The 24,894-nt window shown below is 61.8% G+C and carries 20 protein-coding genes, 1 tRNA gene and 3 pseudogenes; 9 read left to right on the top strand and 15 right to left on the bottom strand.

Annotated features, from left to right (window positions below):
• Positions 1–248: 248 nt before the first annotated feature.
• Positions 249–968: a GntR family transcriptional regulator gene (locus AUL39_RS01845; protein WP_059053007.1), complete on the top strand. Its 720-nt coding sequence runs from the start codon at positions 249–251 to the stop codon at positions 966–968.
• 306 nt (positions 969–1,274) lie between these two features.
• Here the strand turns inward: AUL39_RS01845 and AUL39_RS01840 are convergent, their stop codons facing one another.
• The 3 genes from AUL39_RS01840 to AUL39_RS01830 form a co-directional block, all read right to left on the bottom strand.
• Positions 1,275–1,910, bottom strand: coding sequence for a metal-dependent hydrolase (locus AUL39_RS01840; RefSeq protein WP_059053005.1), 636 nt, complete (start codon positions 1,908–1,910; stop codon positions 1,275–1,277).
• Between the two features lie 22 nt (positions 1,911–1,932).
• A complete protein-coding gene (locus AUL39_RS01835) occupies positions 1,933–2,760 on the bottom strand; it encodes an HAD hydrolase family protein (protein WP_235810723.1) in 828 nt (275 codons plus the stop codon).
• Between the two features lie 166 nt (positions 2,761–2,926).
• Positions 2,927–4,543 carry an alpha-glucoside-specific PTS transporter subunit IIBC gene (locus AUL39_RS01830; RefSeq protein ID WP_059053000.1) on the bottom strand — a complete coding sequence of 539 codons (1,617 nt, stop codon included), beginning with the start codon at positions 4,541–4,543 and terminating at the stop codon, positions 2,927–2,929.
• A 99-nt stretch (positions 4,544–4,642) separates the two neighbouring features.
• Here AUL39_RS01830 and AUL39_RS01825 point away from each other — a divergent pair.
• The 6 genes from AUL39_RS01825 to AUL39_RS01800 all read left to right on the top strand — a co-directional run bounded on the left by AUL39_RS01825 (position 4,643) and on the right by AUL39_RS01800 (position 10,813).
• Positions 4,643–4,717 (top strand) — tRNA-Gln (locus tag AUL39_RS01825).
• A 205-nt stretch (positions 4,718–4,922) separates the two neighbouring features.
• Complete coding sequence (locus AUL39_RS01820; RefSeq protein WP_059052998.1) at positions 4,923–5,918, top strand: ribose-phosphate diphosphokinase; 996 nt, start codon at positions 4,923–4,925, stop codon at positions 5,916–5,918.
• 5 nt (positions 5,919–5,923) lie between these two features.
• Positions 5,924–6,613: a chloride channel protein gene (locus tag AUL39_RS01815; protein ID WP_059052996.1), complete on the top strand. Its 690-nt coding sequence runs from the start codon at positions 5,924–5,926 to the stop codon at positions 6,611–6,613.
• Positions 6,614–6,808: 195 nt separating this feature from the next.
• Complete coding sequence (gene glmU / locus AUL39_RS01810; protein ID WP_059052994.1) at positions 6,809–8,203, top strand: bifunctional UDP-N-acetylglucosamine diphosphorylase/glucosamine-1-phosphate N-acetyltransferase GlmU; 1,395 nt, start codon at positions 6,809–6,811, stop codon at positions 8,201–8,203.
• Positions 8,204–8,210: 7 nt separating this feature from the next.
• Entirely contained in the window at positions 8,211–9,710 is a 1,500-nt protein-coding gene (locus AUL39_RS01805; protein WP_059052992.1) for an alpha-amylase, read from the top strand.
• Between the two features lie 62 nt (positions 9,711–9,772).
• Positions 9,773–10,813, top strand: coding sequence for an asparaginase (locus AUL39_RS01800; RefSeq protein ID WP_059052990.1), 1,041 nt, complete (start codon positions 9,773–9,775; stop codon positions 10,811–10,813).
• A 239-nt stretch (positions 10,814–11,052) separates the two neighbouring features.
• Here the strand turns inward: AUL39_RS01800 and AUL39_RS01795 are convergent, their stop codons facing one another.
• The 12 genes and pseudogenes from AUL39_RS01795 to AUL39_RS11590 all read right to left on the bottom strand — a co-directional run.
• On the bottom strand, positions 11,053–12,258 hold the full coding sequence (locus AUL39_RS01795; protein WP_167542305.1) for an MFS transporter: 1,206 nt from the start codon (positions 12,256–12,258) through the stop codon (positions 11,053–11,055).
• A gap of 173 nt (positions 12,259–12,431) precedes the next feature.
• Positions 12,432–13,547 carry a PASTA domain-containing protein gene (locus AUL39_RS11325; RefSeq protein ID WP_059052987.1) on the bottom strand — a complete coding sequence of 372 codons (1,116 nt, stop codon included), beginning with the start codon at positions 13,545–13,547 and terminating at the stop codon, positions 12,432–12,434.
• A 28-nt stretch (positions 13,548–13,575) separates the two neighbouring features.
• On the bottom strand, positions 13,576–14,919 hold the full coding sequence (locus AUL39_RS01785; protein WP_070807528.1) for a glycoside hydrolase family 3 protein: 1,344 nt from the start codon (positions 14,917–14,919) through the stop codon (positions 13,576–13,578).
• 29 nt (positions 14,920–14,948) lie between these two features.
• Positions 14,949–16,694 carry a DUF5050 domain-containing protein gene (locus AUL39_RS01780; protein ID WP_235810722.1) on the bottom strand — a complete coding sequence of 582 codons (1,746 nt, stop codon included), beginning with the start codon at positions 16,692–16,694 and terminating at the stop codon, positions 14,949–14,951.
• A gap of 90 nt (positions 16,695–16,784) precedes the next feature.
• Positions 16,785–16,931, bottom strand: a pseudogene (locus AUL39_RS11600) (zinc-ribbon domain-containing protein); the annotation flags it as partial.
• An 83-nt stretch (positions 16,932–17,014) separates the two neighbouring features.
• The gene (locus tag AUL39_RS01775; RefSeq protein WP_059052983.1) at positions 17,015–18,025 is read right to left on the bottom strand and encodes a hypothetical protein; all 1,011 of its coding nucleotides are present in this window, start codon (positions 18,023–18,025) and stop codon (positions 17,015–17,017) included.
• Positions 18,026–18,467: 442 nt separating this feature from the next.
• Entirely contained in the window at positions 18,468–19,307 is an 840-nt protein-coding gene (locus tag AUL39_RS10765) for a zinc ribbon domain-containing protein (protein ID WP_070807527.1), read from the bottom strand.
• A gap of 54 nt (positions 19,308–19,361) precedes the next feature.
• On the bottom strand, positions 19,362–19,913 hold the full coding sequence (locus AUL39_RS01765) for a hypothetical protein (protein WP_235810721.1): 552 nt from the start codon (positions 19,911–19,913) through the stop codon (positions 19,362–19,364).
• A gap of 24 nt (positions 19,914–19,937) precedes the next feature.
• Positions 19,938–20,003 (bottom strand): annotated as a pseudogene (locus AUL39_RS11595) (zinc-ribbon domain-containing protein); the annotation flags it as partial.
• 59 nt (positions 20,004–20,062) lie between these two features.
• Positions 20,063–21,229 carry a zinc ribbon domain-containing protein gene (locus tag AUL39_RS01760; protein WP_143189944.1) on the bottom strand — a complete coding sequence of 389 codons (1,167 nt, stop codon included), beginning with the start codon at positions 21,227–21,229 and terminating at the stop codon, positions 20,063–20,065.
• 202 nt (positions 21,230–21,431) lie between these two features.
• Positions 21,432–22,148 carry a hypothetical protein gene (locus AUL39_RS10845; protein WP_235810720.1) on the bottom strand — a complete coding sequence of 239 codons (717 nt, stop codon included), beginning with the start codon at positions 22,146–22,148 and terminating at the stop codon, positions 21,432–21,434.
• Between the two features lie 141 nt (positions 22,149–22,289).
• A pseudogene (locus AUL39_RS11590) lies at positions 22,290–22,457 on the bottom strand (zinc-ribbon domain-containing protein); the annotation flags it as partial.
• A 261-nt stretch (positions 22,458–22,718) separates the two neighbouring features.
• On the opposite strand from AUL39_RS11590, the gene AUL39_RS01750 reads away from it, so the two are divergent.
• Positions 22,719–23,558 carry an FHA domain-containing protein gene (locus AUL39_RS01750; RefSeq protein ID WP_059052975.1) on the top strand — a complete coding sequence of 280 codons (840 nt, stop codon included), beginning with the start codon at positions 22,719–22,721 and terminating at the stop codon, positions 23,556–23,558.
• Positions 23,555–24,811, top strand: coding sequence for a protein kinase domain-containing protein (locus AUL39_RS01745; protein ID WP_059052973.1), 1,257 nt, complete (start codon positions 23,555–23,557; stop codon positions 24,809–24,811). Before AUL39_RS01750 ends, AUL39_RS01745 begins: the two co-directional genes overlap by 4 nt.
• The last annotated feature ends 83 nt before the right edge of the window (positions 24,812–24,894 follow it).

Genomic DNA, 24,894 nt, shown 5'->3' with positions numbered 1-24,894 from the left:
TATGACAATAGCGTGACGGAATTCTTGTTCAAACAAGTTTTGACTGAGCGGTATCTATTTTGTGGTGAACGGTAGGCATGAGTTGTCATACATCTATTGTTTTCGCAGGTAGATTGCTATTTTGGTGCAATCGGCCACCGGTTACTCGTCCAAATAGCTTTCAGGAGTTCTAGGATATCCGGTACCGCACATGTTCCGCTCCCGCCACGCCCCCTGGGCCCGGCGGTCCGCAAGCAAGGAGAGATTACATGCCTAAGGCGATCTTTGAGGGCATCTACCGCGACCTCAAGGGCAAAATTCAGGAGGGTACCTATTCGTACCAGGAGCTCCTCCCCTCCGAGGGCGAGCTCACGGCAGAATATGGGTGCTCGCGCAACACGCTGCGCAGGGCGGTCTCCATGCTTGCAGATGACGCCTACGTTCAGCCCATGCACGGGCGCGGCGTGCGCGTTATATGGCAGCGCGAGGCTCACAGCGCTCAGGGATCGCTTGAGGGCGTGGAATCCTTTGGCGAGTACGCACGAAGGAATGGCTTTGTGCCTGGTACTCAGGTCAAGTCCTTTGAACATGTCACCTGTGGGGCAGGGCTGGCGCGGCGCACCGGCTTTGCCGAGGGCGTCGAGCTTGTACGCGTGGTACGCGTACGCACGCTGGACGACGTCGCACGCCAGATTGACCACGACTACTTCCTGGCCTCAGCCGTCCCTGGTCTTACCGCTGAGCAGGCCGAGAAGTCCGTCTACAGCTATCTCGAGCAGAACCTGGGAATGCGCATCCTCACAAGCCGGCGCCGCATCACGGTGCAGTTGGCAACCGACGAGGACTGCAGCTACATGGACCTCGACCCGTACAACTGCGTGGCGGTTGTGGAGAGCCAGTCCTATAACTCCGACGGCGTGATGTTCGAGTACACGCAGGTACGCCACCACCCGGAGCTCTTCTGCTTCACCACCGTGTCGAGAAGGTAGCTGCCGCGAGGGCGACGATTGTGTAGCAGGTCGATACACAATCAGGGCGCGAACGTGAATCGACCTGCGCTGGTCACAGCTTCGGGTGCGAACGTGTAGCGAGAGGGTACGGGAAAGCCGTGTCCCCAGCCACCCCCAAGCGGAGAATAGCTCCTTTTCTTAATATCAATACTCGCGACCTGCGCAAACGCACCGGCAATTTAAGAAAAGGAGCTATTCTCCGCAGCTGGGCGCGTCCTGGAACGGGCCCGGCACCGGCAACGGGACGGAACAGGCACCGGACCCGGGCCGGCACCGACAAGACCCCTACAGCCATCCCGCAAGCAGCGCGGCAACGGCAGCAACGCCCAAGACGAGAAGCACGCCGTCCACCACACCCCCAACCTTGCACAACCCCAGCGACTGGCCCCTTGAGACGGGCCAAAAGAGACGCTCGGGCATCTTGTTGAGTAGGTCAATCACGAGATGAGAGAAGTATCCAACCGTCAGAGCCAGCGCGAGCTCCGGAACTGCCAGGAAAGCGCCGCCAAAGAAGAGTGCCGTTGCCACGAGCGAATGCGAGAAGCCCCTGTGACCCGACGCGCGCCCGCAGGCGAGAATCGCCACAATCACCGCGACGCCCGCAACCTGATACACCCCCGCTGCTCGCACAAACGCAACGGCGCGCGCCCAAAGATCGGACCCAACAAGCGCATCGGCGCCAAACGATGAGGCAACCACGGCAACAAGAAGCCACCACGCCCTTCTCAGCTGGCGAGAGGCCTCACTGGTTGAGACGTCGGTATCGGGGAGCAGGCCACCCGCCGCCCCTGCGGCAAGGCAGGCAAACGTCGACGCATCGCCAGTAATCACCGGCACCCCACCCGTCAGCGCAAGCGGAATGTATTTCGCCGCCGCAAGCGCGGCAGCCGCTCCAACGGCAATGTGCGTCTTTCCGGTCATTGCGACACCCGCCCCAACAGGCCTAGATGAGCCCTAGCTTAGAGAGGGCAGTTGCCACACCGTCGTTCCCAACGGTGCCAGTCACGAATGCAGCCGCAGCCTTCACGTCCGGCGATGCGTTACCCATGGCAACCGGAACATCAACCTGTTCAAACAGGCTGAGGTCGTTCTCGGAGTCGCCAAAGCCATACGTGGTTCCCGCATCCCCCAGGTAGTCGAGAATGACCCTCACTGCACCGCTCTTGCAGTTCTCGCGCAGACCAACCTCGCTGTTACCCAGCTCCAGCTCCATAATCGAGACGTCCACCACGCCGGCAAGCCGCTCCACCACAAGCCTTGCCGCGGGTGTAGGCAGCACAACCTTGTGGGCCCGACCGCCCGGGATGCACTCGAGGGCCTCGGATACGCTCTCGGGTGAGGGTCGGTGCGTGCCAGCCGTGCCTCCGCACACGTCAATGGAGCCGCATGCAGACTCGAGCATCGCGCCCGCGCCCGTCTCGGCAAGCACCTCATCCACACACGACAGCACCTCGGGAGGCAGAGCAACGTCACGAAGAACCGTATCGCCCACCTTAACGTAAGCGCCGGCGAGGCAGGCCATGCCCGAGAAGGGCAGCGAAGCCATCTTGGGGTGAATGTCGAGCGGTGAGCGCCCCGTGCAGATGAACGCGCGGTTGCCGGCTTTCACAAAGCGCCTGATGGCATCTGCCACGGCAGGACTGGGGACCGGCGAGAGCTTTCGCTCCTCGTCTGCCATCTGCTCCCGGGCAACTGGGTCGGTCCAGCCCAAGGTCCCATCGATGTCGAAAAACGCCGTCACACGCTCGCCCAAGAAAGCCTTGCCCCTCACCACACGCGGCGCGGTACGGACGGCCTCAACAGCGACACCGCATCTTCGCCGAAACAACCTTTTTCCATGCCATTCAACCACTTGTTCAAACTTCCAACAAGAGGAGGTTGCTAATAAGTCATGTCAACTATATAAATTGACGCGACCTAATGTCAGCAATGCAGTCTCACTCATCACGCCCCAAGACCTTCTCGACACGTTCTGCCACCTGCGTCACGTTGAGGCCCACGATCACCTGCACCGCACGGCCAGTGCACACGGCGCCACGCGCTCCGGCAGCCACAAATGCACCGCTTGCCGCGACCTTCTCAGGGTCGTGCACATCCACGCGCAGCCGCGTGGCGCAGCTGGTGATGCCCTCGATGTTCTCGGCACCGCCAAGGAGCTCCACCAGTCGTATGGCATAAGCGTCCTCCTGGCTGGCGTCGGCCTTCTCGCCCTCTACCCCAAGGCGCTTGCCATCTTGCGCGCGCGGCATGCCATGGGCGTCGCGGTACTCGTCCTGGGTGCGCAGCCGCACGTCCTCCTCGTCCGCCCGTCCCGGCGTCTTGAAGTCAAAGCGCAGGATGAGGAAACGAAACACCAGAAAGTAGATGACCGTGAAACACAGACCTATTGCCAGCGCCACGAGGTAGGTCTGACCATGCGTTGCCGAGAGGGGCACAAAGTCGAGCGAGGACATCTCGATGAGACCACCCGAGAAGACGCCCACCACGCCAAAGGCGTTCATGGTCATGGAGAGGCAGGCCGCAAGCGCCGCATGCACCACAAAGAGCTGGGGTGCCACAAAGAGGAACGTGTACTCGATGGGCTCTGTCACCCCGCAGAGCACCGAGGTCAGCGTCACGGGCACGAGAAGCGCCAGCACGCGCTTGCGGCGCTCGGGTCTGGCGGTGACGTAGAACGCGGCAGCTATGCCCGGAATGCCAAAGAGCTTTGACCAGCCCGTAGCCGTAAGGGAGGCCCATGGCGCAAGCTCCGCAAGCGGACGCGTGGACGCGGCAAGATCTGGCAGCGCATTTGCCCAGGCAGCGTAGATGCCGCCCTGCACAATTACGTTGTCATAGTAGAAGGGCGCGTAGAGCAGATGGTGCAGACCAAACGGAATGAGCACGCGCTCGAGAAAGACAAAGATCCCCACACCCGCCGAGCCGGCGTTGAGTATGACCTGCTGAAAGACATGCATGCCCACCTGCACCTTTGGCCATACCAGCACCACCACGCCCGCAAGGGGCAGCATGACGAGAAACGCAATCATGTACACGAAGGTCGAGCCCGAGAAGACCCCCAGCCACTCGGGCAGACGCGTGTCGAAGAAACGGTTGTGGAGCGCAATCACCACTCCAGAGACGAGAAGTGCACCCGCAATGCCCATGTCGAGCGTTCGAATGCCGGCAATGGTTGCAATTCCCTCTGCACTGCCAGCAGTAGCCGAGAAGTCCACGCCAAGCTCTGGCGCCCATGACGAGAGCATCGAACTCACGAAGTAGTTGAACGTAAGATACGAGACAAACGCCTCCAGACAGCAACGGCCGGCCTGTTTCTTGGCAAGGCCAATGGGAAGCGCCACGGCAAAGAGCAGCGGCAGCTGGTTGAAGACCGTCCAACCTCCGTCGAGAATCACGGTCCAGAACTTGGTCCAAGTGGTATCCGCAGCTGCGATGGGCCCCATGATGGACTCTGTGGTGAAGAGCGTGCCCAGGCCCACCACAACCCCCGCGAAGGCGAAGAGCATGGCGGGCGTGAAGAGCGCGCCACCAAACCGCTGGATTGCCTTCATCATGTTGTGATCCCCCTCTCGGCGCGAGGAACGCGCGGCACCTCGCACTCCCACACTCTGATACACTAGCCGAGAAGCCCGCTTGGCGGGCGCCACGCGCACTGGGGTATCGTCCAACGGTTAGGACACGGGTTTTTGGTGCCTGGAATGTGGGTTCGAATCCTACTACCCCAGCCAATCCTCTTCTCGCATGTGCCTTCATATGGCGCGAGAGCTGGGATGCATTGAATTCTCCGCGAACGGTAGAGTGACGCCCCTCGCCTTGGGATACCCGTGAAACGCGCGTGTAATGTGGCGGCAGGCGCATTGGCTGCGCTATCATCGTGGCGGCGCGAACAGCCTGAATAGCCGGGATAGGTCCCAGACGGAAGGACGGCAGTCGATGTACGAAGACCTGAGCAAGCCCACCACCTACCAGAAGGAAATCAAGCTTTACTCCGGTACCAGCAACCCCAAGCTCGCCCAGGACATCGCAGACATCCTTCACCTCAAGCTTCAGGGCCTCAAGATCGAGAAGTTCGCCAACGGCGAGATCTATGCCCGCTTTGAGGAGTCCGTCCGCGGCGACGAGGTCTTCTTCATCCAGACCATCGCCGGCAAGAACGTGAACGACCTCATCATGGAGACCCTCATCGTGGCTGACGCCGCCACCCGCGCAAGCGCGGAGAGCTTCACGGCGGTCATCCCCCACTACGGCTATGCTCGTCAGGACCGCAAGGCTTCCAGCCGCGAGCCCATCACCGCTCGTCTGGTTGCCAACCTCCTCGAGGCCGCCGGCGTTGACCGCGTGATCACGCTCGACCTGCACTCCGGCCAGATTCAGGGCTTCTTCGACATCCCCGTGACGCACCTCACCGCCCTGTACAACTTTGGCGACTACTTCAAGACCAAGAACTTCGATTGGGACAACACCGTGGTTGTCTCGCCCGACATGGGCCGCGCAAAGGTTGCCAAGAAACTCTCCGACTACCTTGGCTGCGAGGTCGCCATTGCCCACAAGAGCCGTCCCAAGCACAATGCCGCCGAGGTCATGGGCGTCATTGGCAACATCGTGGGCAAGACCTGCATCATCAATGACGACATGATTGACACGGGCGGCACCCTTGTGGGATCCATCAACAAGCTCAAGGAGATGGGCGCGGGTGACATCTATGTCTCTGCCACCCACGGCATCTTCTCCGGCCAGGCTGTCGAGCGCCTGCAGAACGCGCCCATCGTCGAGTGCGTGGTCACCGACGCCATCCCCTGCGAGGCCGCCAACAAGCCCGGCTCCAAGATCAAGCAGATCAGTATCGCCGAGCCCCTTGCAACCTGCATCTACAACGTCTACACCAACAACTCGGTCTCCCAGGGCGCGGCTGGCCACTCCGAGGTCTAAGGTACATGCAGAACGAGAAGCCCAAAACGCATGAGAGGATTATCGACGCCGCGGAGGAAGCCCCCCGCGGCGTCGCTCTGTTGCGCGCATCTCTCGTGCTGCTGCTCTGGGCCATGGCGGCCGTGGGCTTTGTGATTGGCGCACTCGGCGTCTCTCGCCTCTTTGGGCCAGGGGCGGGCTTCCCCCGCTTTGACGGAATCGACTACCTTGGGCTTGATGCACGCGCGATGTGGGCGTTCCTTGCGCTTCCCCTTGGTTGGGTGCTTGCGCGCCTTGCTGAGCTTGCCGGCAGGGCAGCAAAGCTGACGTGCGGCCGCATGAAGACCGTCCCCGAGGCCATTCTCTGCGGCATTGTCCTGGGGCTTGTTGCCATGGCGCTGCCCGAGGTGCTCTTCTCAGGGCAGTCCGGCACGTGGGACCTTCTCAGCGGCTGGCAAGCCATGGGCGCCGGGATGCTGCTTGCCACCTGCGTGGCAAAGCTTGCCTTGACGCAGCTTTGCGAGGAGACCGGCTGGATTGGCGGAGAGTTCTTCCCCCCATCTTCTGCGGGGTCGCCGCTGGCTACGCCGTCGCAATCATCACCGGGGGCGACCCCATGCTCGCGGTGGCGCTCTCCACGGGTGCCCTCGTGGGAGCTAGCACGGGAAAGTGGCTGCTCAGCGCCTGCGTGCTTGCGTTGTGCTTCCCACCGGTGAGCCTGCCCGTGGTGGCGCTTGCGGCATTTCTCGGCGCAAGGGCAAACGCCAAGCACAACGGCTAGCGGCCGAGCATATCCCTGCGGCCCTCGGGCCCTGCACATCCCTGAGCTATCATTGACCACACATGAGGCCCCCTGGCACGCGCCAGGACGGCCCGCGAGTCTCATATCACCGCGAACACAGGAGGCAGCCATGCCCGTCACCGCGATTGTCCTAGCCGCCGGCGAGGGAACGCGCATGAAGTCCCATCACCCCAAGGTCATGCACAAGGTCCTCGACAAGCCGCTCGCATGGTGGGTTGTCGACGCTGCCCGCAAGGCCGGCGTCGATCGCATCGTGCTGGTGGTGGGCAACGGCGCCGATGAGGTCCGCTCGTACTTTGCGGACGAGAAGGACGTGGAGTTTGTCGAGCAGACCGAGCGCCTGGGCACCGGCCACGCCGTGCGCGTGGTGCGCGACGCCCTGGGCGGGTTTGCCGGACCCGTGGTGGTTCTCAACGGCGACCTGCCGCTTGTTCGCCCCGAGACCATTTCTTCCCTGGTAGACGCCACCCGCACTGGGCACAACGCCTGCACGCTGCTCACCATGACGCCGCCGGACGTCTCTGGCTACGGCCGCGTGCTCATCGAGGACGGCGGCGTGCGCGCCATCATCGAGGACAAGGACTGTACGCCCGAGCAGCGTGCCACGCTCCTCGAGTGCAACGCCGGCGCCTACTGCTTCTGCGGCGAGCGCCTCTCGACCAACATCGACAAGGTCAACAACGACAACGCCCAGGGCGAGTACTACCTCACCGACATGGTGGGCATCTACGCGGGCATGGGAGAGCCCGTCTCGGCCGTCCACTGCGACGACTACGAGGAGCTCCTGGGCGTCAACGACCGCGTCCAGCTGGCGCAGGTCACCAAGATCATGCAGCACCGCATCAACGAGGGTCTCATGCGCTCCGGCGTCTCGATGCTCGACCCCGATCAGGTGTGGGTTGGTCCCGAGGCCACCGTTGGCAAAGACACCGTCCTTCTCCCCCAGACCTTCCTCTGGGGCAAGACGTCTGTGGGCGAGGCGTGCACCGTTGGCCCCAACAGCCGTCTTGAGAACGCCACGGTGGGCAACAACTGCACCGTGGACGAGACCGTGATTGTCGACTCCGCCATCGACGACGACGTCAACTGCGGGCCCCGCGCCTACCTGCGCGGCCACACCCACCTGCTGCGCGGCGCAAAGGCTGGCACGCACGTGGAGCTCAAGAACTCCGTGGTTGGCGAGGGCTCCAAGGTGCCGCACCTCTCCTACATTGGCGACACGCAGATGGGCGCCGGCGTCAACATTGGCGGCGGATCCATCACCTGCAACTACGACGGCGTGCACAAGAGCCACACCACCATTGGCGACGGCGCCTTCATTGGCTCGGACACCATGATGGTGGCACCCGTCAACATCGGCGCCGGCGCCATTACGGGCGCGAGCTCCTGCATCACGCACGACGTGCCCGACGACGCCCTTGCCATCGAGCGCAGCCAGCAGAAGAACATCGAGGGCTACGCCATCGCCCGTCGCGAGCGCCTGGGCATCAAGCCCCGGAAGTAGGGAGCCCATGGCCATCAACACGAAGAACGGGCTCATGCTCCAGGCCTTCTCCTGGTACCTGCCAGCAGACGGCCAGCACTGGCGACGTCTCGCCAAGATGGCCCCGCGCTTCGCGGAGGAGGGCTTCACCTCGGTGTGGATGCCGCCTGCCTACAAGGGGCAGGCGGGCGCTGAGGACGTGGGCTATGGCGTCTACGATCTCTGGGACCTGGGCGAGTTCGACCAGAAGGGCTCCGTGCGCACCAAGTACGGCACGCGCCACGAGTATCTTGCAGCCATCCGCGCCATCCAGGAGCAGGGCGTCAATGTGCTGGCAGACGTTGTTCTCAACCACCGCATGGGTGCCGACGGCACGCAGCTGGTGCTGGCACAGGAGTGCGATGCCCAGGACCGTACAAAACCCGTAGGTGAGCCGCGCGAGATTCGCGCCTACACGCGCTTTGAGTTCCCGGGACGCGCCGGTAGGCTTGACCGCTACCAGTGGGGCATCACGGACTTCACCGGGGTCGACTACGACGAGCTCGAGGGCACAACCGGCGTCTACCGCTTTGTGGGCAAGGAGTGGTCTCGCGAGGTGAGCGACGAGCTGGGTAACTATGACTACCTCATGGGAGCCGACGTCGACCTGGATGACCCCCGCGTGCGTGCGCAACTGACAACATGGGGCGCTTGGTACCTGGGGCTCACGGGCGTGGACGGCGTGCGACTTGACGCCGTGAAGCACATGAGCCGCTCGTTCTACCTCGACTGGCTTGCTCGCATGCGCGAGAAGACCGGCAAGGAGCTCTTTGCCGTGGGCGAGTACTGGTCCCAGAGCGTGGGCGAACTGCGGGGCTACCTGGGACGCGAGGGCGCCATGAGCCTCTTTGACGTGCCGCTCCATTTCAACTTCTACCGTGCGTCCACCGCCGGTGACGACATAGACCTCACCCACATCCTGGACGGCAGCCTGGTGAGCGTGGACCCCATCCACGCCGTGACCTTTGTGGACAACCACGACACCCAGCCCGACCAGGCCCTCGAGTCCACGGTGGAACCCTGGTTCAAGCCGCTTGCCTACGCGCTCATCCTGCTGCGCGAGGCGGGCTATCCCTGCGTCTTCATGGGCGACCTCTTTGGCCTTCCCAACGACCAGATTCCCGCCGTCCCCGAGCTTGAGCTGCTCATGGAGGTGCGTCGTCGCTTTGCCTACGGCGAGCAGCGCGACTGGTTCGACGAGAAGGACCTTATCGGCTGGACGCGCGAGGGCACGGCGCGACACGGGATTTCCGGCGCCGCCGTGCTTCTCTCCACGCGCGCGGGCAACGCAACAAAGCGCATGTGCGTAGGTGCGGGGCATGCGGGCGAGACCTGGCGCTGCGTGCTGGGCGTCGACGGCACCGTCACGATTGACAACGAGGGCTGGGCGGAGTTCTCCACCGGGGGCGCACGACTGACGGTCTACCTGCCTGCGGCGACGGCGGACAAGCTGGACAGCATCCCCATCCTGGTGAGGCCGGAGGCGTAGGGGCCGGACGACCGGCCGTCGGTACTTCTCGGCAGAAACGCACTTCTCGAACGGAGCGACGCATGAAGAGGATTCTCATGGTGGCCACGGGCGGCACCATTGCATCCATGCCGGAGGCAGACGGTACGGGCCTTGCCCCGGCGCTCACGGGCGAGGAGCTGGCCGGCTATGTTCCGCAGGCGCGCGGCCTGTGTGACCTGGACATCGTTCAGCCCATGAACATCGACTCGACCAACATGCGCCCCAGCGACTGGAAGCGTATTGCCGCCACGATCATGGAAGCCTACGACAACTACGACGGCTTTGTGGTGCTGCACGGCACGGACACCATGGCCTACACGGCAGCAGCCCTCTCCTACCTCATCCAGGGCAGCCCCAAGCCCATCGTGCTCACGGGTTCGCAACAGCCCATGGCGAACCCCTTCACCGACGCCAAGCTCAACCTGTACCAGTCGCTGCTCTACGCCACCGACGACGACTCGCACGACGTGACCATCGTGTTTGGCGGCTCGGTCATTGTGGGAACGCGCGCCCACAAGCAGCGTACGATGAGCTTCAATGCATTCACCAGTGTGAACTACCCGCTGCCTGCCATCATCCGCAACGACCGCATCGTGCGCGAGGGCAGGGAGGGAATGACCATCCCTGGAACAGCGGGTGCGTCCGTTGCGGCACGGGCGGGGCGACCGCGCGTCTACGAGCGCCTGGACGAGCACGTGGTTGTGGTGCGCCTCACGCCGGGCCTGGGGCCGGGGATTCTCGATGCGCTGGGGCCCGACTACGACGCCGTGATTCTCGAGACCTTTGGCATCGGCGGCATCCCAGAGTGCAAGGGTGCCCACTTTGAGCAGGCGATCTTTGACTGGATTGACTGCGGCAAGACCATCGTGCTCACCACGCAGGTCTCGGAGGAGGGCCTTGACCTGGGCGTCTACGAGGTCGGAAGCGCCTATGCCAACGAGCCCGCAATCCTTCGCGGTGACGACATGACCACGGAGGCCCTGGTGGCAAAGACCATGTGGGCGCTCGGCCAGACACGCGAGCCGGCGGAGGTGGCGGAGCTCTTCTATAGGCCCGTGAACCACGACCGTGCCGTGCGGTAGGCGCACGACGCCGGCCTGGGCGACGCCTGTCCGAGTGACGCCCAAAGGCACGTTTCCACAGCATTCCCGCACGAAAGAAGCTCTCGGGCGCCGAATTGACGCCTGAAGGCCCATCTCGTACGGAATCCCGTATAAACCCTCGCTCAGGCGCCATTTTCTCGCCGGAGGGCGCATTTTCGCAGGCAGCGGCAGAGGTCACAGAGGCGGCAGAGACGCGACGTGACCAGCCACGCCCGTCCCTACTCCCGGGCATCCTCGCGCTTCGTGAGCGCCAGCGTGACGCCCACCAGCGCCGCTGCCACCACGGCGAGCACGGCCCCCACCAGGCCAACCGCGCGGATCCCCGGGCCAGAGACCACGACACCTCCCACAAAGGTGCCAAAGGCAATGCCCACGTTAAACGAGAGCGGTTCGAGCGAGCTGGCCAGCGTGAGCGCCTTGGGGTAGCGCCTGCGCGCCACGTCCATGAAGTGGGACACGCTGGGAATCGACGCCACGTACATGACCAGTCCCAGAAGCATCACCAGAACCAGAGAGCCCGGCATCGACGAGCCCGCCACGTACAGCCCTGCGAGAATTGCCGCCTGGGCGAGAAAGTCCGCAACCAGCGCCTTGATGCCAAAGCGCATGTCGACCCAGCCGCTCAGCAGGTTCGAGCCAAACGTGATGACTCCGTACAGCACAAGCGCCCCGCTCACGGCCACGGCATCCATCCCCAGCACCTGCTCCATGTACGGCGTCACGTAGCCGTAGAACGTGTACACCGAGCCAATGCCAAACACAAACACCAGCATGCCCGCAATGATGCTGGGCTCGCCAAAGAGGCGTGCCTGCTCACGTACGGTTGCAGGCTCGTCGGTCTGGCCGCTTCTCGGCATGCAAGCGGCGAGAAGGGAGCTGGCCACAAGCGAGAGAACGAGCGTCCCGTACATGGCAACGTGCCATCCGACCGTACTCGCAAGGATCTTGCCCACGCTCGTCACCACGATAAGCGCCACGGAATAGCTAGCATACACCAGCGTGAGGGCACCGGACGACCTCTTGGCACCAACCAGCTCGGGGATGAAGGTCACGCCAACCGCCAGCAGCGCTCCGGAGATCGACCCCAGCAGCACGCGCGCCGCAAGCAGCACGCCAAAGCTTGGAGCGAACGCCAAGAGCGCGTTGCCCACGCAAAAGATGACCAGGTAGACAAGCATGACGGAGTAGCGCCTAACGCGGCCCGTCGCCAGGGCGAGCACCGGCGTCATCACCGCGTATGGCAGGGCAAAGAGGCTGATGAGCTGGCCGGCAGTGGCAAGCGAGACGCCCATCTCCTCTGCCAGGTTCGACTCGATGCCAATCACGATGAACTCCGAGCAGCCCAGCGCAAAGCCCATGAGCACGAGAAGGGCCACGCACAGACGCGCGCGGCCCGGCGTAACGCCAGTCACAGTCTCTTCCATGAACAAATCCCCCTCAGAAGACGGCAACAGCCGAGAAGCCCAGCACGCACGTTGCACCGGTCGGCCAACTTTCCCCGAACTGCACGCACGTCTCGCAAAATGCGAGGCACGGAGCCTCGGTGGCCCCGCGCCTCGCTCGCCTGCTTATCGCATATGCATCTAACGTACCAACGCTACTTGACGGTAACGTCCGTCTCCATAATGAACCCGAGGTAGCTTGCCTTATAGAAGGAACTCACGTCATTTGGCACATCGTACCAGCCCCACTGGTCATCCTTGTTCTTGAGAAGCGCCAGGCAATTCTCGGTGCCACCGTCGTTGTTGGGCTCGCCGCTTGCCCACGAGCTCCACGAGAAGTCATCGCCGTTGACCCACTGCCACGAGTCTCCGTCACGGTAGCCCCCTAGCCAGCACACGCGAACGCCGCTGCTGCCAATGGTATCCAACACCTGCTGGTATTCGTCGTCATTGTGAATGACTGCAAGGTAGCCACCATTGCTCTCGCAGTATTGCTTGGCTTCCTCCCATGTCACGGCCTGCTGGACAAGCTCGAAGTGATGCTCGATTCGTGGCTCAGCACCCTGGGAGACGACCAGATCGACAGAGGTTCCCGGATCGGCATCAGAGCCAGCGGAGACGCCCTGAGAGATCACAGACCCCTCCTCGACACTAGAGCTGTACTCCTTTGTGACCTCCCCAAGCTTCAGCCCCAGGTCCTGCAGCTTGTGTGTTGCCTCGTCGTAGGAAAGCCCACTCAGGTCGGGCACGGTCACAGAGCCAGCCTCCTGCGCAGCGTCATCGCTCTTCTCGGACGCCGCATCGGCGGTGCTCGCGGTGGAAGGCTGTGCATCACTGCCGGTGGTTGAGAATGGCCCCAGCTTAAGCTGGTACATAGCGAACGCGCCACCCGCACAGACAGCAACGATGGCAACGATCACAACCGCAACAACCCAGCCGTGAGACTTCTTGCCACCCCCCGCCTTGGCTTCTCCCTCGGGCGGCTGCGCGTAGGGGGCACTGTATTGCTGGGATGTGCCGTACGGGGACGCGCTGTCCTGCGGCGCACCGTACTGGGGAGCAGACGAGGGAGCCGCGCCACCGAACCCCTGCTGAGGCGGCATCTGCAAGCGTTGGGTCTCCGCAGCTGTGGAATCCGCGGCAGCATTGGGGCTCACGCTCTCCGCGGCCCCTGCCACGGGCTTGGATCCCGAACGCCTGACCGGAGCGCCGCAGTTGGTGCAGAAGGCAGCATTGTCATCTATCTGGGCCCCGCAGTTCGTACAAAACATGGCACAATCCTCTCTGCCTCCAAGGCGGCTATTCGCTCGTTCCAGAAGCGCTCGACGTTGCAACAACGGCATCCGAGGGAGAAAGCACACTTCCGTCCTCGCTCATCCGCCCAAGCTTCACTCGCAGTATGCGGGCAACGGACTCATTGATGCGGTCCTCTGTAATCTCGCCGCTGTTGACCGCGTCGAGAACGCCCTGATAAGCGGCCTGCAAATCCGCCGGCATCAGCACCATGTCGGCACCGGCCTCAATCGCGCGCACGCCAACCTGGTCGCTCGAGACAACGTCGGTCACCGCACCCATGCCCATGGAGTCGGTAATAACGATGCCCTCATAACCAAGCTGGTCGCGCAGCACGTCCGTGATGATTGCAGGACTGATGCTCGCGGGATCGTTGTTGCCCGTCACCTGAGGACACGAGAGGTGCCCAACCATAATGAAAGGCACGTCTGCGGAGATGGCGCTCTCAAAGGGAATCAGCTCCTCGGCGGACATCTCGTCCAGCGTCTTCTGGGAATAGATGCTCGAGCTGTGCGAGTCGCCCTCCGCACCGCCAATCCCCGGGAAGTGCTTTGCGCAGCACAGGATTTGCCCGTCGAGAAACCCCTTCACCTGGGACTCCACCATCGGCGCCACCACGTCCGACGTCGAGCCAAACGAACGCTTTGCCATGGTGGTGCTGCTGGTGTTCGCGATATCCGCATCGGGTGCAAAGTCCACGTTGAAGCCAAGCGGGGTGAGATAGCTCGCAATGTGATTGGCAACGTTGTACGCGTTCGTGGTGTCACCCATGGCGCCCACGTCGCACATGTCCCCCACATTGGAGATGTCAAACCCGCTGTTGCCGCCAACGCGAGAAACCGTGCCGCCCTCCTCGTCCACGCAAAGGAACAGCGGCAATCCCTCGACCTCGCACGCGAAAGACTGGGTGTTTTGGAGCATCGTGCGGGTCTGATCGGGATCCTGGAGGTTCGCCGCAAAGTACACGACGCCTCCCACGGGCATCTGCTGCAAGGCCTGCTTTGTGGCGTCACCCGCCTGGACAACCTGCCCCACGCCCGTGAGCGCCTCCGGCCGCACCGCAAAGAGCTGCGCCACCTTCTGCTCGAGCGTCATCTGTCCGAGCTTCTCCTGGACCCGTCCCTCCAGCTGCTCCTGGGGCGAGAGCACCGGGGCATCGCTCGTCACAGCCTCCCCGCCGTTGTCTGCACTCTCCGCTTGCTGAGAAGCGGCATCTGACGTGTTGCTCAGCTGATGCGCAGCGATGAGCCCACCGGCCACCGCACCAGCCGCTACGACGGCGGCAGTGAGTGCACGTCGCCGTGTTACGTTGCGCTTCTTGCTGCTATTGGTTGCATAATGCTTGGCCACGATAGGTCCATCCCTGCTCGAGTGACGTACTAATTCGCATATGTATTCTGTGGCTCTCCGTCGAGGCTATAGGTATCCGCAGAGTAAACGGCACCCCCTCCGTTGCCACCACCAAGGACGACAAGGTGATCTCCGCTCGAGCAGATTGCATAGGGCAAAGTTTGGCCCAAGTCGAGACTGGCCGTTGTCTTGTTTCCGTCAGATCCGTATATCCCAAGCAGCGGTACGGAACTCTCGCCAGTGGAGTAGATGATGGTGTAGACAGTGTCATCCACGACGTTAAAGAATCTCGAGAATACCTCGCCATCGTTCGCCTGGGCGAGGGTCGAGACGTTCGAGCCATCCAAGTCCATTGACATTATTTCCCCCGGGGATCCTCCATCTAGATGATCCCTCGTGCACATGTAGATTTTTCCGTCTTGAACAAAAAGGCTCATGACCTCGACATTCAGGTACAAGGCTATCTCCGTTTCGTCGGAACCATCGAGCTTGATTGAAACGATGTCTGACGAATACGCACTGTCGATATCGGAGCCGAAGTCATCGAGGGAGTTAGCGGCATAGTACAGCCGACCATCATCCATAAAAATGGGGATGTCCTGCGTGCCATCGACGGTAAATTCCGAAAGTTTCTGCTGGTTGGAGCCGTCTTCGTCCATGGACCACAGTTCAAAGGTCTGCTCGGGGTCGTCTCCTCCCCAACCCACGTAGTAGCCAAGGACAAAGTAGAGCTTCTGCCCGTACAGGTAGAGCTGCCTGATGGCATAGGTGCCATCCAGGTCATAAATCCAGTCCAGCCCATCGCCGTCAGGCAGGTGATAGAGCTGCTGGGGGTTCGAGCCATCGGTCCCTACCGACCAAATTGACGCCCCCATCCTGCCACCGCTCGTCTGCATCACAAAGTAGAGGGTGTCTCCGCTGAGGTTGAGGCCGTAGCAGTATGAGGTAGTCTCAGAGCCTGTCTCATCTGCAAAAACCTGTTCGGGAGAGGAACCGTCGTTCTTTGCGCGATAGATTCCCCCCAGGGACTTTGAGTAGAAATAGTCATAGGTTCCATCGCTTGCTGCCAGGGCATTGTTAGCGTAGTTGGACGGCATGTTGCCGACGAGGGAGGCAAGCGCCTCGTCGCGCTTGGCAGTCGCGACCTGGGAGAGGCTTTGTGCCTTCCCGTTGTCGTTGGGGTCCTGCGATGCCGCGGCAACGGCGGCGGCGATCTGCTCATCCGTCACCCTCGCCGGGTCGGCGGGAGTCAGCGTGATGATGGCGTCGGAGCCGTCCGCACTCCCGTCACTTTGGCCGGATCCGCCTGCGTTCACGCTGTTCTGTATGACCTCGGGAACCGCGGCGACCGCTTCAATGGGATTGTATGAGGGCACCGAAATCGTGACGGGATCCTCGGGCACCTCATAGATAGACCCATCCGCCAGTATGGGCGAGGCCTCGACCGTGGCCTCGTAGGAGCCGGGTGAGAGGGAGAGCCCGCCGCCGTCTGCGTCGACATACACGGTCTTGTCGACTGACTTGCCGTCAGAGTCGGCACCCGTAACGTGCAGCGGGATGCGTGTGGCGTCGTTGCTGTAGTTGGGTGCCTCAACCTTTATCGAGACCTGGCGCTCTGCGTGATTGCCGTACCACCAGAGGCCAACGCCTCCCGCAACCACCACGGCAGCGCAGATGCCCGCAACCAGCACCCCACGGTGCTTTTTCTTGGGCTTAGGCGGCTGGGGAACAGGCTGAGAAGCACTACCCGCGGGTGGCACGACGGGCTGGCGCATGGCTGTAGACGGCGATGCAGCAGGCATCGGCGTAGTAGCAGCTGGCGAGGCGGCGGGAGGCGGCGCGGCCTGCCCTACGTCCACCCTCTTGCCGCAGGAGGAGCAGAACGTCGCGCCCTCCCTGAGCGGCGCCCCGCACCACGGGCAATGGCGCACGGCATGTTTGATTGGCGATCCGCACTCCGGGCAAAACGCCGAATCATCGGGTATCTGCGCCCTGCACTTCGGACAAAACATGATGCTTCTCTCTTCTCGATTGCCTGACTGGTGCCAACCCAGTCCGCTCTATCGCATCCCAGTCCCAGGACCTTGCGGGCTGCTTACTGACCATACGCCGCAGAGATTACGAGGTCATTGTCATCGAGGGTTACCAGGAGCACGCTGCTGTACTCATACTCGGTCTCCCATCCCGATTGTTCACCCCAGTCTGTGATGATGTATTGCACGTAGTAGGTACTGCCATCGGACCCAAGGATCTCTGGGTCATGAGCGCGCAGCGGATACGCACCGTCAGACGGATCGAGACCGTGAGCAAAGGAGCCCGTTGTCGATCCGATATAAGGATCGATCGATGCGTGCCAATCGGCATCCGATATCAAGGTTACGGAGTCGCTAGACGTGTAGTTTCCACTGGGGCTCACTGCGTTGGTCTCGTACGCAATCGTAAAGTCCATAGCCACCTGCTGGCGCTTGGCCTCCCTGGCAGCCTTGTTTGCAGCCACGGCGTTGTCGCGCCAGGTAACAGCAGCCTGGGCGAGTGTTTCGGCCCTCCCGTCATCATTGGGGTCCGCCTCGGCAGCAGCCTTCGCAGCAGCAATCTGGTCGTCTGTCACGCTCGCCGGATCATCCACAGTCGCGAACTCGATCGTCTCGTCTACGGAAGTCTCGTCGGCATCCCCCACCGTGACACTTGCTGAATCCGCCGGAACCGAATACAGCGAACCATCTTCAAGTATGGGCGATGCAACGACACGAATCTCGTAGTCGCCCTGGAGCAGAGAGAGACTTGGATCATCAAGCCCCACATACTCCGTGCGGTCCACGGAATTACCGTCCAAATCCGTGCCCGTAATCTCGAGCGGAATGCGAGTCGCCGCAGAGGTGTATCCCGGAGCCACTATCGTAAGTTGGACGGTACGCTCGGCATGGGCTGCATCCCAAGCCGCCTGCTCAGCAGCCTTCCTATCCTGGTCGGCCTTCCACCACAAGCCGCCTCCAACAGCCGCGATGGCAAGCACCACCACGAGCGCCACGACAAGCCCTTTGTGGCGCCGGCAGCCCTTCTTGGGAGACTCCGCATCCTTTGCGCCCTGGCCAACGGAATCTGGCACGGGAACCCCATTTGGCTGTACCGGAAGTGGCGTCGGCTCGGTAGCCCGAGCGCTGCCCATGTCAGCAACATTAAGGGGCGCCCCACAGTTGGGGCAAAACGCCGCATCCTCGCAATCAATTCTCGCCCCGCAATTGCTGCAATACATTCTCGCCTCCCGCGTCAATTCGAGCAGAACTCAGAACAATAAACCTCGGGCTTTAGGGCTTGGCCACCTGCAGCGCTTCCGTAGTCCTTAACCTTGGCACCATACGTGGGGCAGAACTTGGCACCTAGCCAAAGGCGTGAGCCGCAATTGGAGCAAAACGAGGGCTGGACGGCTGAACCTGGAACGTCTTTGGGCGGTTGGCCTGATGAACCACAGCGGTACTGAGGGACTGGTCAACCTCAACCATATCCTCCATGACAAACTCCCTCGTGTTGATATGCCTGTAAGACGATGCCTAGCCGAGCTTGTGGCCGCAGGAGAAGCAGAACTTCTCGCCGGGCGCAACCTCGGCGCCGCAGTTGGGGCAAACGTTTGGCGCGGGCGTTGCGGGGGCAGCCTCGACTTCCGCAGGCATGACGGTAAGGCCGGAGTCATCGGCTTCGATGGCGGGTGCGGGCTCGGGCACCTGGACGGGTGCATTCTGCTCGGCCTGCACCTGAGGGGCTGCGGCGACCGGCGTCGGCTCTGGAGCCGGGGCAGGCTCAGCCACCGGCATGGCAACGGGCTCGGGTGCCACAGCCGGCGCGGGTGCGGGGGCTGGCGCTGGCGCAGGGGCCGGTACGGGGGCATCGACGCGGGTGCCGCAGTTCATGCAGAACACGTCATCCGGCCCCATGGGCGCACCGCAGGTTGGGCACGTGCGACCACCAGGAACGGGAGCCATGACGGGAGCAGCCTGCGCCTGCGCGGCCATCACCTGAGCGATGGGAAGGCCGCAGCCCCTGCAGAACAGATCCGTTGCAGAGACAAAAGACCCGCAGTTGGGGCAGCGATACGTCTGAGCCGCAGCAGTCTCTGCTGCCTGCTCTGCCTTAATCTGCTCAATCTGCGCCTCGAGTGACGCTCGCTGCGCGTCAATGCTCGCAATGCCGTTGTAGAGGGGCTCACGACCAGCCGTGAAAGCGGGGTTGCCCTTCGTCATGTCGTAAAGGCTCGCGCCAAGCTGTGCAGCCATGTTCTGGCGCTGCTTCATGAGCTCGTTTATCTGCATGTTGAGCTGAGCGGTCTTGCCCGACCTGCTCACAGTGTTGACCCCACGGTTAAGAGAGTTCGAGACGTTATCCAAGAATCCCATTGCTTGTCCCCCATCGTTGTTGTTGCTCAGACCGGTACATCAACTTAGCGCTGGTTATGCCCTCTGCGGGTTGCCGGCGATAATCGCAAAGACAATGCCCGCGGCGCATGCAAACAGGCAGACCAGTTCACCCGTAAAGTCGGACGTAAAGTCACGCGACGACCCCAAGAGCATCATGCAGACTATGGCGAGCACGGCATACACAACGAGGCCCACGAGCATGTAGCGCTTCCCGCCTGCGCTTCTCTTAGCCAGGTAGTACGCAGCACCACCAGCAATAAGGAATAGAGCAACAAGCCAAATTACGAAGAACGCCATGAACCATTCGCCGCCGGACACCCCCATCGAACGGTAACTCCCCCAGTCAGAGGAGAGCTGACTGAACTGCGCGAGCGTATAGCTCTTCTGGAAGCTTGCCCCCACGCCAAAGAGCGAAGCCGCATTGCTCACTGCGGAAGTGGTCGCATCCATCGTGGCCCAAGGCATAAACGCCGAGAAGATAGCCAGCGCCGCGCAGGCAACCGAGATGATGCTCTGGAGAGACACCGACACACCAGGCTTTACGGGAGCGGGGGTGCCCATGGTGACGGGAGAGGAAGCCGGCATCGCAACGTTTGCTGCACCAAGCTTGGCTCCGCACTTAGGACAGAACGCAGCTCCATTGGCAATTTGGGCACCACACTTTGGGCAGAACATTGTCATTCCTTTCGAGAGTAACGGAGTAGGTCGATGGGCAAAGGCAGGGGCTTCTTGCGCTAGCTCGTCTTGCTGAACTCGAAGTCCTCGTTTTCCAAGCTACCAAAGTAACTTCCATCTGGGTAATAGGCGCTTCTCGTTTTAGCCGTAAGTTTGGGAGTTGTCGCAGTTTCATCAAATGTAAAATCAATCTCATAAGAATCGTTATCGCTATAGCTCTTGTCGATTGACTGAACGTCAAGCTTGTACGAGAAGGAGCCATTGTTGTCCGTCATTGTGATGTCTTTTACCTCGTAGTAGACATCGGCGGGAGAGGAATCGACTGGGTTATCTTCCGAATCGTGCGCGTGGTAGCACACTTTAAGATCTGCGGTAATCTTCCCCGCCGAGTCAACGGACTTGACCGTAAGCACTGGGGGCATTTTCTGGGAACCATAGCAATCCAGCGAACCGCTCGAGGTCTTTTTCAGCTCTCCAGTCCAAGTGCCGACAAGGGCACTTTCCCTTGTAGAATTGCTCGATCTGCTCGTAGCAGAACCACTATCTGAGGAGGAAGAGTCCTTGGAGGCAGACGACGCGCTTGCATCGGTCTTGTCGGTTGAGTCCGTCGAGTCGCTTGAGCTCTGGGTGTCCTGAGAGCTTGACTCGTCCGCAGGCTGCTCCTGCACCTGGCCGCCATTGGGGTCGAACGAGTTGCCGTGATCGAAATAGTACATGGCTGCCGCCGCACCACCCGCAACGAGAACAAAGGCGACAATTGCCGCAATGATCTTGGGAGCGTTGGACTTTCCGGCACGCTTGCGAGCCTCCTTGAGCTCCCTCTTCGCGCGCTTGTAGTCCTCTTTCGCCTGCTCGGGAGAGTCGACCCCACCAGAGACCACGGTTTGGGGCGTCTGATAATCCGCGCCAAGCGAGTCATACTCACTGGACGGCGAGGCGGGCTGGCTCCAGGCATTGGAGGGCAATGGCGTCACATAGCGCTGGGTCTGGTCAATGGGAACCTCGGGCATGACGGGACGCGCGTCTGTGTTGGACGCACCGGTTGCAGGAGCCGCCGAAGACCCATCTCCCGTCACTGCAGCCTGCGCAACGGTCTTCTCCTGCCCTTCTACCTTTGCTTTAGGCGCGTCTGCGAGGTTTGCCCCACAGTTGGGGCAGAACGACGAACCGCCTCGTTCAATCTCCTGCCCACAGTTCCAGCACTTCATTGCTCCACCAACCCTCATGCCATAGCTACAACCAACGTCCGACGTGCTGTGCACATGGTACGTCAAGGCTTTTTCTATATTGTTGCGCAACCTCCAAAGAAAGTAACGACGCCCTTTGTACGGAGCTTGTTATGGCCGCTAGACCCTAACCAGCAAAAACGTGGCTGGCACGCGATACGCACCAGCCACTGTGAACAGTACGATTGGATGAGAGCCACGCCTATTCAGCCACGTTAAGCGTGGGAGACATGTCTTCCACAATCTGAGAGCCACGTGCAGAAGAATCCCTGGGCCAGGTGAACTCAAGGGCCAAAATACGGGAGTCGTTCACGTATTCGCGCACGTAATAGCCGGTGTCGCCATTCCAATAAGAGACAACAAACCAGCCATCCCCCGTGGCGTCATAATCAACATCGTGGCCATTCTCCGCTACCTGCTTGACGTAATCGAGGGACTGGCCGCTATCGTTTGCCTTTGCCCAGACATTGATAACCATACCCGAGCCAGAATCCTTGAGCGTGATGCCCGTCCCATCGGAGTACGTCTGCGATGTCATGCCACTAGGCAAGGTGACCGAGAGCCCATAGGTTGCCGAGGTTACCGATCCCGCGCTCTCGTCGTACGTGATGTCGGTTTTCGGCTTTGCGCTAGTCTCCGAGCTCGTCGTCTCTTCGCTCTTGTCAGTTGTCGTGGCGTTGGTGGTTGTCTGGTTTGTCGTGGACTCGCTTGTCTTCTCACTCGAGTCTGCCTCGGTAGAAGATGCGGTGGTCTGCTCGCTCTGTTGCACCTGGCTTGCCGCAGATCGCTGCGATAGGAAGAAATAGGCACCCACGCCGACAACGGCAACCACGGCGATGCACGCCACCACTATTGCGACGGTGTGCTTGGAAGAGTGGCTATTTGCGTCTTGAGATGCTCCGCCGGTAGCTTGAGCCATCTGGGGCGCGCTTTGAGACGCACCGTAAGGAACGCTCAGAGGAGGGCGAACGGCGGTTTGGCCAGCGGGTGCAGCCGATGCCTGCGTGGGACGATAGGCTGGATTTCCCTGACCCTGAGTACCAGGCTGTCCGGCAACCGGTGCGCCACATTGCACGCAGAAGCTAGAGCCTGCCGGAATCTCCGCACCGCATGACGTGCAGAAACGCTTTTGGGGCTGTGTGCTTGCTGCCGTATCCAACCGAGTGCCGCAGTTGGTGCAGAACGTGCTGCCATCAGAAAGTTGAGCCCCACAATGCGGGCAAATCATTGCAACCTCCTCAAACCGGGTTATGACCATGGTAATCAGACCGCAGGTGCAATCCTGCACAAAACCCGTCTGGCTAGATTGGCCCCTGATGCAGACCAAGGAACTGGCTTCGTGCGAGAATGTGCTCAAACCGCACGCGCAAAGGAGCCCCTCTTGTTTGGTCAGGACACACCAAGTTCAATTTTGTACCAAGACCTCAAGTCATTTGGGGGAATATCGAACAAGGAAGCGGCGCGCATACTGCTCTCGGGCAGGATCAGCGTGGGTGGCAGGGCGCCGCGCGATCGCGTGGACGAGCGTACGTTTCTCTCGCGCGAGGTGGTTCATGCGCAGCCGGGCCAGGTGAACCCCGGCATTTTTGCCGACCTCGCGGGCGCCTCCCAAACGCTTCTTGGCCGCATGCTCGCCAACGGCGCGGGCCCTGGCAGAGACGGTATTCTCGCGCACTACCTGGGGCCGGCTGCCGCACAGATGCAGTGCACGCTCGCGCAGTTTGGGCTTGATTCGCTGCTCTACGGAAACGAAGCCCAGAGACTGGGACGCGTGCGACTTCGCAATGAGTCCGACCGCTCTACTCTCGCCCTCATGCTCTTTGTTGCGGCGGGCTGCCTCGCGGATCCAGCTGCCGCCGTAGCCACCGTTGAGAAGTTTGCGCAGAGGTTCCTTGCGATGGACATAGGCACTGTGGAGACCTCTATGGGCACGCAAGTGATGCCCGACGAGAGCGCCCCATTGGCACTGGGGCTGCTGCGCATTGTGAACGGCGCTGCCCGGCCGCCCATATACCCGCTCAGCCCTACAGGGAGCACCATTGGGTCTCTCGCCTCGGGACCCAACGCAATCACCGACGTAGACGTAGACGTCTCGCGCCAGCACCTTCGCATCTGGCGCGACGGCTCGCGATGGGTCTGCCAGGGCCTAGGCTCCACTAACGGCACCATGCTCATCAGCGGCGCAGACAAAAGCGCGCAGGTAGTGGAGCCGCCGCGCTCGGGGAGAAGCAAGGGCACATATCCCCCCGTCGCCCTCGAGCGAGGGGACATCCTTTGCCTCGGGCGTACCACGCGCTTTCTCGTCATGGCGCTGCAAGGTGCCAAATGAGCTTCTCGGGCACTGGAGCACCGCGTTCCTCGGGCGATGCGGGACCAGGCACGCCTTCCGGTTCAGCCCGACTCATTGAGCTGGACTCGCTTGACTGCTGCTCCCCCACAGCTGTTGGAGCCGCGGATACTGCAAGCAGGCAGTACATGACGCTTCTCGCTGCGGGCGGCGAGAGCACGCACCGCGGAGGCTCCGGACGCGCAACCAAGGTGTTCAACGCATACGGCGAGGCGTTCTGTCTGAAGTCGCTCCTAGGCGCGAGCGGGAGCAACGCAGACAGGCGGCGCTCCGAGGCCATATTCAAGGGAAGGGCACAGGCGTTTCGCGAGGAGTACCTCGCCCAGCGCACTGTGAGCGGTATCGAAGGATGGCCCGCAACGCAGGGTTTTGGAACGTATGCGGGAGGCCCCGTTATTCTCATGGATTGGGTCGAGGGTAGAACGCTGCGCTCAGTTGCCCCCTATCTGCCGAGGACCACGCGCTACGGCATGGGCGTGGCGGCAGAATGGGTGGCATCCGTTGGAGTGCGCGTGCTGCAAATCCTCGTGGCGGCGCAGGATAGGACCAGCGGCTTTTCTCACCGTGACATCTCCCCTCGCAACATCATGGTTAGACTTGACCGCTACCCCCTACGAGACCAACTGGCAAACGGGATACTTGACCTGGTACTTATTGACCTCGGTAGCGCAGCGTCCATTGACGCCCGGCAGATGGACCCCAACGCCGCCCCAGACTTCACGCAGCAGACGAACATCTGGCGTAATGGCACCATCGAGTACGCTCCGCCCGAGATGCTCACGCGCGACGCACCGGGCGTGCAAGTGCTGCGGCACTCCTCCAAGATCGACGTGTATGCGCTGTGCTCGGTTCTCTACGAGCTGTACTCCGGCCACACGCCCTACCAGCTCATGGAGCACGCAGACCTAAGCCCATATCGCGTGAAGTGCGATTACGCGCCCATCAACGTGCCGCCGCGCGAGAGTGGCGACAAGGGGCTTCTGGATTGTCTTCTCGCCGGCCTAGCTGCAGCCCAAGGTGCGCGCCCAAGCATTTCGGATCTTAAGGAAACGCTGTGGCACTGGCTGTCTGACCGCGCTCCTGCCATGGCGCAATCGCTAGCGGAGAGGCCACCCCGGGTGATGTATGCACCCCCAGCGCACGACCTGCGCCTCGTCCCCACACCGCATGACGCGGGAGGGCTACGCGGCACCGACTCTAGGCTTCCCGAGACGATCGAACGCCGCATGCGATAGGGGCTGCGGGCCGCGTCGCAACGCCGCTACCCCGCATGCGCTACCCTTACCGTGACCACAAGCAGCCACAACGAGAGGAGCGG

The sequence above is a fragment of the Tractidigestivibacter scatoligenes genome (assembly GCF_001494635.1).
Taxonomy (GTDB): Bacteria; Actinomycetota; Coriobacteriia; order Coriobacteriales; family Atopobiaceae; genus Tractidigestivibacter; species Tractidigestivibacter scatoligenes.
Note: the sequence above shows the minus strand (reverse complement) of the source record. Positions and strands in the feature narration are given on the sequence as shown.

Excerpts from the sequence above, each read along its gene's own strand:
- AUL39_RS01845 (WP_059053007.1), top strand. The coding sequence starts at position 249 with ATGCCTAAGGCGATCTTTGAGGGCATCTACCGCGACCTCAAGGGCAAA.
- AUL39_RS01840 (WP_059053005.1), bottom strand. The coding sequence starts at position 1,910 with ATGACCGGAAAGACGCACATTGCCGTTGGAGCGGCTGCCGCGCTTGCG.
- AUL39_RS01830 (WP_059053000.1), bottom strand. The coding sequence starts at position 4,543 with ATGATGAAGGCAATCCAGCGGTTTGGTGGCGCGCTCTTCACGCCCGCC.
- AUL39_RS01820 (WP_059052998.1), top strand. The coding sequence starts at position 4,923 with ATGTACGAAGACCTGAGCAAGCCCACCACCTACCAGAAGGAAATCAAG.
- AUL39_RS01815 (WP_059052996.1), top strand. The coding sequence starts at position 5,924 with ATGCAGAACGAGAAGCCCAAAACGCATGAGAGGATTATCGACGCCGCG.
- glmU (WP_059052994.1), top strand. The coding sequence starts at position 6,809 with ATGCCCGTCACCGCGATTGTCCTAGCCGCCGGCGAGGGAACGCGCATG.
- AUL39_RS01805 (WP_059052992.1), top strand. The coding sequence starts at position 8,211 with ATGGCCATCAACACGAAGAACGGGCTCATGCTCCAGGCCTTCTCCTGG.
- AUL39_RS01800 (WP_059052990.1), top strand. The coding sequence starts at position 9,773 with ATGAAGAGGATTCTCATGGTGGCCACGGGCGGCACCATTGCATCCATG.
- AUL39_RS01795 (WP_167542305.1), bottom strand. The coding sequence starts at position 12,258 with ATGGAAGAGACTGTGACTGGCGTTACGCCGGGCCGCGCGCGTCTGTGC.
- AUL39_RS11325 (WP_059052987.1), bottom strand. The coding sequence starts at position 13,547 with ATGTTTTGTACGAACTGCGGGGCCCAGATAGATGACAATGCTGCCTTC.
- AUL39_RS01780 (WP_235810722.1), bottom strand. The coding sequence starts at position 16,694 with ATGCGCCAGCCCGTCGTGCCACCCGCGGGTAGTGCTTCTCAGCCTGTT.
- AUL39_RS10765 (WP_070807527.1), bottom strand. The coding sequence starts at position 19,307 with ATGGGATTCTTGGATAACGTCTCGAACTCTCTTAACCGTGGGGTCAAC.
- AUL39_RS01765 (WP_235810721.1), bottom strand. The coding sequence starts at position 19,913 with ATGCCGGCTTCCTCTCCCGTCACCATGGGCACCCCCGCTCCCGTAAAG.
- AUL39_RS01760 (WP_143189944.1), bottom strand. The coding sequence starts at position 21,229 with ATGAGGGTTGGTGGAGCAATGAAGTGCTGGAACTGTGGGCAGGAGATT.
- AUL39_RS10845 (WP_235810720.1), bottom strand. The coding sequence starts at position 22,148 with ATGGCTCAAGCTACCGGCGGAGCATCTCAAGACGCAAATAGCCACTCT.
- AUL39_RS01745 (WP_059052973.1), top strand. The coding sequence starts at position 23,555 with ATGAGCTTCTCGGGCACTGGAGCACCGCGTTCCTCGGGCGATGCGGGA.